The organism is Pararhizobium antarcticum (assembly GCF_001885585.1).
GTDB classification, from domain to species: domain Bacteria; phylum Pseudomonadota; class Alphaproteobacteria; order Rhizobiales; family Rhizobiaceae; genus Pararhizobium; species Pararhizobium antarcticum.
Genome location: NZ_LSRP01000016.1, coordinates 1 through 3,609, shown reverse-complemented (window position 1 = coordinate 3,609; position 3,609 = coordinate 1). Strand labels below are relative to the sequence as shown.

Below are 3,609 nucleotides of genomic sequence, written 5' to 3'. Positions count from 1 at the left end.
CCTATAAACTGATCGTCAACTCTCGAGGAGGCAATGCTGAAACAGGTCAGAACGAGCGCGCAGACGGTCGGCGAAATTACCTTCCGGCAGATCAGGCAGGACATCATTTCCGGCGCCTTGCCGCCTGGCACGAAGATCAGGCTCGAGCAGGCGAAAGAGCGCTATAGCGTCAGCGTCTCCACACTGCGCGAAATCCTGAGCCAGTTGACGACTGAAAACCTTGTGGTGGCCGAAGGGCAGCGGGGCTTCGAGGTCAGTCCGGCTTCCCGCCAGGAGCTTCAGGAACTTGCCGACCTGCGGATACTGCTGGAAAGCCACGCGATCAGCCTCTCCTTTGCGGCCGGAGACCTCGATTGGGAGGCGCGGATCGTCTCGGCACACCACAAGCTCTCCGCCATCGAAAACCGTCTGCTCGCCGGCGATGGGTCACGGACGGTGGACTGGGTCCGGTATGACTGGGAGTTCCATCAGGCGCTGGTGTCGGCATGCAATTCCGTTACCCTGATGGCAACCTTGTCCTCGGTGTTCGATCGGTTCCTGCGCTATCACCTTCTGGCGGAGAGCTTTCGCGGCAAGCCTGTTGTCGACGACCACAGGCTGTTGTTCGATCTTTCGATGAAACGCGATGTGGACGGTGCCCGCGCAATGCTTGCGCATCATGTCAGGAGTGGTGCGGAGCATGTCTTGAGCAGCGGGCGTATCCCGTGAGCGGCAAGCTCCCGATCAAGGCTGTGCTGCGGCCGGCCGGCAGGAAACACCCTCCTCTTTGAGCGGATATTCTCGCCGTGCTGTTGGGCTGCCTGCTCGCCGCTTTCGAACAAGAGCCTTTGGCGAAGGCGCTGCTGGGGTGCTGAATTCACTCATCGGATAAATCGTGCACATGCGTTTGTGCTCATTGATCGGGGATATTGGGTTGAAACCGCCCCGTGATCTGAATTATGAACGAGGAGGCGAGCCCGGCATTGCGGTCAACATTGGCTTGGCGCCCTGAAAGTGATGTTGAAATGCCGAAAGCCGAACGCGAGCCCCGCAAAAACGATCCAGCAAAAACCAAGGAAGACATTCTCAACGTTGCGACCGAGGAATTTGTCGCCCATGGGCTGGCTGGCGGCAGGGTCGACGCCATCGCCGAGCGGACACGCACTTCCAAACGGATGATCTACTATTATTTCGGTGGCAAGGAAGGGCTCTATCTCGCCGTCCTGGAGAAAGCCTACCGCAAGATCCGGTCTCTGGAAGCAGATCTCGAACTGTCCGGCATGCCGCCGGCCGAAGCCCTGCGCACGCTGATCGCGAGCACTTTCGATCATGACGAGCAAAATCCAGAATTCGTGCGGCTCGTCAGCATCGAAAACATCCACCATGCCGCGCATATGCGCCGGTCAACCGAGATTCGCGATCTCAATATTTCAATTGTCGAAACGCTCTCGGACATACTCGCACGCGGTCTTGCCGAAGGTACGTTCCGCCGCGATGTTGATCCGATCGATCTGCATATGCTGATCAGCGCCTTCTGTTTTTTCCGGGTGTCGAATCGTCATACGTTCGGTACGATTTTCCGTTGTGACCTTTCCGCCCCGGATATGTATGCCCGCCATAAACAGATGATCTCGGATGCGGTTCTCAGCTATCTCCTGACCGACGAGGGGGCCGCCGCACCAAAGCCGTGAGCCCACCCCTCAAGCAGGCGCGGACCTCTATCCTTGTCGTGGCGGCTGACGGCTGCTACGACAGCGCGTTGCGCCTCGTCAGCCTTTTTCAGCTTTATACGGCCAGATGACGTCAGAGCGAAAACCAGCGCCGTGGGTTGTCTCCGGACTGGATCTTCACCCAGCGCAAATCGGTCCGGCGCCAGTTCTTGATCGTCGATGTCCGGTTGTCGAGGACAAGATCACCCTTGGAGGTTTTGACCAGGAGAACGGCGTGCCCTTCGCCGGATGATGTGGTGGCGACGGCCACGCGCAGGGAACGGGGTGACCATCCCATGCTGATCAGCTGACGACGCTTGGTTAGCGCGAAGTCTTCGCAATCGCCAGACTGTGTCCCCGCCTGCCAGATATCGCCAGCGGCACCATTCTGGTCCGAGCGCGCACGCATCGAGCGATTGACCTGCGCATTCACGCTCTGCAATTGGCCGCGTTTGGCGCCGGTCAGGTTGACGATGGCTTCGCCGCGGCCGGCATTGCAGTCGGCCGGATTGCTCTTGCAGAATTTGACATGGGCGAATGGCGCAAGCGTGGGTGATCTTTCCCGGATAAAACTGACGGCCGGGGTCTTGGCAATCCCGCGGCTGAAGCCTGCAGGACCGGCAGCATCAGCGACCGTTGCACCGAAGAGGAGCGGGAGGGTGGCAATTGCGGTCACGATCAGTTTCTTGAACATGCTAATCCCCGATTTTCCAGCGCTAAGCCGTTTTTTCGTTTTCTCTTCGGATTGATTCCGCTGGGAAAGGCTTCATGCCAGGCAAACCGCTGTCTCGATCTGCTTCCCTGTTCCACACCCTACGAAAGCAGTTTTGCGGTTCGGATAATTGGATTGTTAAAATTCGAACGATGCGCCGTTTTTCCGTCGCGCCTCCTCTGTCCTCAAAAACGCGAGGGCCTGCCGGTTCGCGACTATGCCGGTGCCGGTCTGCCCTGCCTCGCCGTAGGATCGCACCGCCAGCCTTGCCAAGGATCATCGGGCGGACGTGGTCTTGCAGTTGGACGGCGGCCTGTGGCGGTTCGCGGTTGCACGGGCCATGGCCACGTCCTTGCGTCCGAAACCCACCGGACCGCGCCGCCTGCCGTCAATCAGGCTCGACAGGCTTGGTTGCGCAATTTATCTATGCTGCATGGCCGCCATGAATGAAGACACGATCGCAAGCCGCATCAGCCGAATCCTCGCCGACAGGATCATCACCGGTCAGCTCGAACCGGGGGCGAAGCTGCGGCAGGATCATATCGCAGAGGAATTCGGGGCGAGCCATGTGCCCGTGCGCGAGGCCTTTCGTCGGCTGGAAGCCCAGGGGCTTGCCGTCAGTGAGCCGCGTCGCGGTGTCCGGGTGGCCTCCTTCGATCTGAAGGAGGTAAGCGAGGTCGCGCAGATGCGCGCGTCGCTCGAAGTTCTGGCGCTGCGCCATGCGGCTCCCCACCTGACGGCATCGATTCTCGACCGCGCCGAAGAGGCAACGGTTGCCGGCGACAATTCCCGCGATGTGCGGTCCTGGGAAGAGGCGAACCGCCGTTTCCACCGGCTGCTTCTGGCGCCCTGCGACATGCCGCGCCTGCTGGCTGCCATTGATGATCTGCATGCGGTCAGTGCCCGCTTCCTGTTTTCCGCATGGCGCTCCGATTGGGAGGTGCGCACCGACCATGATCATCGCGCCATTCTCGGTTTCCTGCGCCAGGGCAAGATCGACAATGCGATTGCCGTCCTGGAGCGACACGTTCAGTGGATCGGCCAGAAGCCGGTGAGAAGCGCCTCGGGGTCCCTGCGCGACGCCTTCGCCATCGTCGGCTGAACGATCCGATTCCAGTACCCAAACCCTGCATCCCTGACCGCCCTCGTCAGGAGCGGGGGATAGCGCTTGCGCACATCCATAAATTATAGATAATATGAAAATATATC

The 3,609-nt window shown here is 59.9% G+C and carries 4 protein-coding genes; 3 read left to right on the top strand and 1 reads right to left on the bottom strand.

The annotated features are described in order from the left end of the window. The first annotated feature begins 33 nt into the window (after positions 1-33). Positions 34-708 (top strand): GntR family transcriptional regulator, encoded by a 675-nt coding sequence (locus AX760_RS02770; RefSeq protein WP_071831313.1) that lies wholly within the window; start codon positions 34-36, stop codon positions 706-708. A 296-nt stretch (positions 709-1,004) separates the two neighbouring features. Continuing rightward, complete coding sequence (locus AX760_RS02765) at positions 1,005-1,670, top strand: TetR/AcrR family transcriptional regulator (protein ID WP_071831312.1); 666 nt, start codon at positions 1,005-1,007, stop codon at positions 1,668-1,670. Between the two features lie 112 nt (positions 1,671-1,782). Here AX760_RS02765 and AX760_RS02760 read toward each other — a convergent pair whose 3' ends face one another. Beyond that, complete coding sequence (locus AX760_RS02760) at positions 1,783-2,382, bottom strand: transglutaminase-like cysteine peptidase (RefSeq protein ID WP_083531041.1); 600 nt, start codon at positions 2,380-2,382, stop codon at positions 1,783-1,785. Positions 2,383-2,833: 451 nt separating this feature from the next. Between AX760_RS02760 and AX760_RS02755 the strand changes: the two genes are divergently transcribed. Further along, positions 2,834-3,502 (top strand): GntR family transcriptional regulator, encoded by a 669-nt coding sequence (locus AX760_RS02755; RefSeq protein ID WP_071831311.1) that lies wholly within the window; start codon positions 2,834-2,836, stop codon positions 3,500-3,502. The last annotated feature ends 107 nt before the right edge of the window (positions 3,503-3,609 follow it).